Origin of the sequence: Longimicrobium sp. (assembly GCF_036280135.1) — a bacterium.
In the GTDB taxonomy this organism is placed as follows: domain Bacteria; phylum Gemmatimonadota; class Gemmatimonadetes; order Longimicrobiales; family Longimicrobiaceae; genus Longimicrobium.
Window position 1 is genome coordinate 1 of record NZ_DASURI010000928.1, and the last position, 4,725, is coordinate 4,725.

At 69.6% G+C, this 4,725-nt stretch carries 3 protein-coding genes; 2 read left to right on the plus strand and 1 reads right to left on the minus strand.

The annotated features are described in order from the left end of the window. Nucleotides 1-954: 954 nt before the first annotated feature. Nucleotides 955-3,333: a TonB-dependent siderophore receptor gene (locus tag VFZ20_RS29865; RefSeq protein ID WP_329687622.1), complete on the minus strand. Its 2,379-nt coding sequence runs from the start codon at nt 3,331-3,333 to the stop codon at nt 955-957. Between the two features lie 483 nt (nt 3,334-3,816). Between VFZ20_RS29865 and VFZ20_RS29870 the strand changes: the two genes are divergently transcribed. Together VFZ20_RS29870 and VFZ20_RS29875 are read left to right on the plus strand one after the other, a co-directional pair. Further along, complete coding sequence (locus VFZ20_RS29870) at nt 3,817-4,056, plus strand: hypothetical protein (RefSeq protein ID WP_329687623.1); 240 nt, start codon at nt 3,817-3,819, stop codon at nt 4,054-4,056. Next, complete coding sequence (locus VFZ20_RS29875) at nt 4,053-4,583, plus strand: hypothetical protein (RefSeq protein ID WP_329687624.1); 531 nt, start codon at nt 4,053-4,055, stop codon at nt 4,581-4,583. Before VFZ20_RS29870 ends, VFZ20_RS29875 begins: the two co-directional genes overlap by 4 nt. Nucleotides 4,584-4,725: the final 142 nt, after the last annotated feature.

Sequence of the window (4,725 nt, forward strand, 5' to 3'; positions counted from 1 at the left end):
CCGGGGTGCCGGGGTGCCGGGGTGCCGGGGTGCCGGGGTGCCGGGGTGCCGGGGTGCCGGGGTGGCGGAGTGGCGGGGTGCCGGGGGTGCCGGGGGTGCCGGGGGTGCCGGGGGTGCCGGGGGTGCCGGGGGTGCCCGCCCACCGACATCGCGAGTTGGCGGTGACGAGGAGTGGCACTCTGGCGGTCCGCCGGCGCCACCGTGCCGGTCCGCTGACAGGCGTGGATCGCCCGGACGGTCCCAGATGAGGCGGAAATCGGTCGCGGAGGGGCTCACGCAATCCGCGGCTGCTGGCGCGGGGTACACCGGCAGAACCCCTGACCAGCCCCCCTGGAGAGGCGACGTGCGGACCAAATGGGTTTACGCTGGATAAAGCGGTTTATTATCTTGAGTCTGCGGTCCACCCTTATCGCAGGCTGAACGCCCGTGGCGAGTCCGAACGCCCGACGCCGGACCCCGGCCGCATCCGCATCTAGGACACCGTGCGCCTGTCAGCAGACGGGCTCGCGAAGGTTCTGGGCGAACCTAGAAGCCCGCATCATGCGCACGATTGGGAGCTGGGCCGGCCCGTGCCCGCGCGGACGGGTGCACGAGCGAATCGCGCTCGTGCACGCTGGTCGAGAAGGGGCTCCTCCGGCGCGAGAAGAAGGACAACCTCCTCCATTACGAGGCATGTGGTACGCAGGAGCGGTGGGGTAGCTTCGCCCGCGGATCTACGTCGTCGAGAGCCTCGCGGAGCGACTAGTCCGGACGAGCTCCAAGCGCTCATGCCCACGTCGCACTCCCGATCCGCTGCGCCTCTCACTGCTCCGCTTCCTGGCGTTGACCCTGTTCTGGCTTCCCGCGCTGCGTCGCCTAGCCGACGACATGGCCGACGAAGCCGAGTCGACCACCGCGCGTCGCTGCGGGCTCCCAAGACCCCAAGCGCCCGCGGCGGGTTTGAGATGGCCGGCCTCAGCGGCTCGTGGTCAAGGAGATGCGCAGCGAGCGCGGCGCACCGGGGATGATGTTGTTGTTGCCGTGCGAGGTGCTGTAGTACCGCTCGTCCAGCAGGTTCTCCACGTTCACCTGCGCGCCGAGGATCGGGCTGAGCCGGAGGAACAGCGCACCGTCGGCGCGGGTGAAGCCGGGGAGGGTCACCGTGTTGTCGATGGCCGCGAACATGTCCGATTGGTGGACCACCCCGAGTCCGAGGCCGAACGAGCGGAGCACCTGCCACCGGTTCCAGAGCGAGAGCGTCCGCTCCGGGACGAGCGGCACCTTCGCGCCTTCAGCCGCCGCGCTGGTCGTGCTGGTGATCCTGGCGCGCTGGGCGGCGAAGCCGCCCGCCACCTGCCACCACGATGTAACGGCACCGCTGAAGCCGAGCTCCCAGCCGGTGCTGCGCTGGCTCCCCGTCTGCACCGTCCGGCTCGCGTCGCCCGGGTCAGGGGCCGAGGTTTTGGTGCGGTCCAGGCGGTACACGGCGGCCGTGAGCGACAGGCTCGGGCGTATGTCCCACTTCGCGCCCGCCTCGTAGTTCGTGAATTGCTCAGGCTCCAGCGTCTCCGTCGTCGCCGTCAGCGAGCCGAACTGGTCGCCAGCGCTGGGCAGATAGGACACGCCGTAGCTGCCGTACAGCGAGACACGCTCCACCGGCTTCAGGACCAGCCCCGCGCGCGGAGAGATCAGGTCGTCCGCTCGGTCGAGGCGCTCGCCGTTGCGGTTGTTGCGGAAGTCAATGCTGAAGCGGTCGTACCGCAGCCCGAGTAACGCCTGCAGGCGCTCCGAGAGCGCGATCTGGTCCTGCACGAGCACCCCCGCCACGGTGGCCGTGGTGCCGTTGTCGGCGTCGGTAGCGCTCTGCCGGAAGGTGATCGGCGTGGCAACCGTCGGCTGCAGGAAGGGAACGGCAACCGTGGTGGTCGCGTCGTTGTAGTACCCGGTGCGGCGGAAGTTGTCCGTCTCCTGCCGGCCGACCTCCGCACCGATGAGGAGCGTGTGGCGCAGTCCGCCGGTTCGCGCGCTCAATACCGCGTCGGTCTGGTTCAGCAGGTTGCGCCGGCTGGTCCTGCTGTCGTAGGCGGAGAGGCTGACCTGGGTGCCTTCCGGGTTCAGAGCCCCGGGGTAGCTGTTCCGGTAGAACTTGTCGTACTCGGCGAAGCGGGTGCGGTTGCGGACGGTCAAGCCCCGTTCACCCGCGTACTCCACGCCCGCGGTCGCTGCATTGAGCCGGAGCGTGGCGTAGCTCGCGTCGGGGTTGCCGAAGAAGGTCGAGATGCCGGCGGGGGACGGACGTCCCTGGAACGAGGGGATGCCCCGGTCGACGGTCCGCTCGTCGCTGAAGTGCTCGTAGCCGGCCCGCACGGTGGTGCGGGAGCCGAGCGCGGCGGCAACCGTGGGGTTCAGCCCGTAGCGCTGAAGCTCGGCCGCGTCCCGGAACCCTCCCGAATTCTCGTACATCCCGTTGAAGCGTGCCGCGACGCTCGATCCCAGCCCCCCTCCCACGTCGAGGGTGGCCCGGCGGTGCGCGAACGACCCCCCTTCCGCGGTGAAGCTCCAGGCCGGCATCCACTGCGCCTCCTTGCTCACGCGGTTGACCACGCCGCCCCCGCCCCCGCGCCCGAAGATCATCGCGTTGGACCCCTTCAGCGCCTCGACGCGCTCCACGTTGTACAGGTCGCGGTAGTACTGCGCGTCGTCGCGGATGCCGTCGACGAAGAAATCCGCGGTCGAGCTGTTTCCGCGGATCGTCGGCGCGTCGCGGTGGCCCTCGCCGGCGCCCATGGTGATCCCGGGCACGTACCGGACGACGTCGGACATACCCTGCATGGACTGGTCGGCGATCATTTGGCCGGTCACCACGCTCACGGACTGGGGGACGTCGCGCAGCGGCGTGTCCGTCCGGGTGGCCGTGCCCGTGCTCGTCGCGGCGTAGCCGCGGCCCGAGGCGGCCACGACGGTGAGGGGCGTCAGCGTGTAGGCGCCGGTGCCGCCCTGGAGCACCAGCACGTTCCGGTCGCCTCCGAAATCCGCGGTGAAGCCTGTCCCGGCCAGCAGCTGCCGGAGCGCCGCCGGTGGCGTGAGCGTACCCGCGATCGCATGGGACCGCTCCCGCCCGGCGGCCGCCGTATCGACCTGAACCCGGATCGACGCCTGGCGGGAGAATTCGCGTAGCGCGGCGGTCAGAGGCTGAGCCGGGATCGAGAACCGGATCCGGACGGTAGTATCCATGGCGGCGGACGCCGATCGTGACGCCGCGGCGTAGGACCCGGGTGTCGGCGGGATGTACTGCGCGCCGGCGGGGATGCTGCCGAGGAGGGAGCCGAGCCCTACAAGGGTCAGGAGTCGCATCGGGTAGTCGGACGGGGTGAATGAGAACGATTCTCAATCCCATCCTATTCTGTTCCTCCACGTGACGCAAGGGTGCGGGGCGACGAGGTCCCGCTTTGCTTTACTCCAGGTAAAGCCGGGAGAGTCGGGGTGTGGAGACCGTGCCCGAGGATTCGCCTCCAACGCGGAGGCGTCAGCGCCACCAAACCTGCGCTCCCGGCGATCAACGGCGCGCGCTGTCAGCGGACCTCACCTGGCCGGAATCGCGCCCGCGGCGCACGTAACCCGCCCGCTCCAGCCGGTCGACGATCCCCGCGACCGCCCCGGTGGTGAGTCCGGGGATCTACGCGAGCCGGCTGGCGGTGATCGGGCCCGTAACGCGCAGGATTCCCAGGGCCTTGTAGTCGGTGAGGTTCATCCCTGGGCTGTGGGCCACTGCCTGATGGAACATCACTGTGTCGTGAGACAGTGAGACATTCTCCAGCGCTTACAGAGGAGGCGCAAATGGCTGACCCGTTCCGCGATCCCGATCCCGCCGACGTCCTTGCGACCGGCCGCGGATCGCCACCCGCCACGCCGCGCTGGGTGAAGGTATTCGGGACCATCGGGATCGTCCTGGTTCTGCTGCTCGTGCTCGGGCTGCTCACCGGACGCCACCATGGCCCGGGGCGCCACCTTCCCGGCCACGGCGCACCGTCAGGCAAGGCCGTCCCGCAGACGCAGCCGGGGGACGGGCAGCGATGACCATGACGCCCGGCCTGCGCAAGCTCGCGCTCACGGCGCACGTGACTGCACCGGTCGGCTGGCTCGGCGCGGTGGCCGCGTACCTTGCGCTCGCCCTCGCCGTCCTGACGAGTCCCGATGGCCAGAGAGTACGGGCCGCCTATCTGGCGATGGAGCTGACCGTCTGGTACGTCATCGTTCCGCTCGCCTTTGCATCGCTGCTGACGGGGGTCGTCTCGTCGCTAGGCACCTCGTGGGGCCTGTTCCGGCACTACTGGGTCTTGTTCAAGTTCCTGCTGAACGTTCTCGCGACCCTCGTCCTGCTGCTCTACACGAAGTCGATCGGCTATTACGCCGGCCTGGCGGAGAGTGCGTTGCCCGGTTCCGCGCTCGACGAGCTGCGGCATCCGACCCACGCGATTCACTCCGGCGCCGCCCTGCTGGTGCTGCTCGTGGCCACAGTGCTGGCCGTATACAAGCCGCGGGGTGTGACTCCGTACGGATGGCGACGGCAGCAGGAGCAGCGGGTCGAGGCGCGCGGTACCTGAAGCGACTCCCGCTGTCCCGGTGAACCGGGCCGTTTCCGTGCAAGGGAACTCTTGTCCGCGTACTCGAGAAGGCATTCCGCTGCCGTAGCGCTTCATACTGCGCTGCCGGCGCCGGGCGGCCTGCCGAATGTGCCTGCTTGAA

Coding starts and splice junctions, on each gene's coding strand:
- VFZ20_RS29865 (WP_329687622.1), bottom strand. CDS start 3,333: ATGCGACTCCTGACCCTTGTAGGGCTCGGCTCCCTCCTCGGCAGCATC.
- VFZ20_RS29870 (WP_329687623.1), top strand. CDS start 3,817: ATGGCTGACCCGTTCCGCGATCCCGATCCCGCCGACGTCCTTGCGACC.
- VFZ20_RS29875 (WP_329687624.1), top strand. CDS start 4,053: ATGACCATGACGCCCGGCCTGCGCAAGCTCGCGCTCACGGCGCACGTG.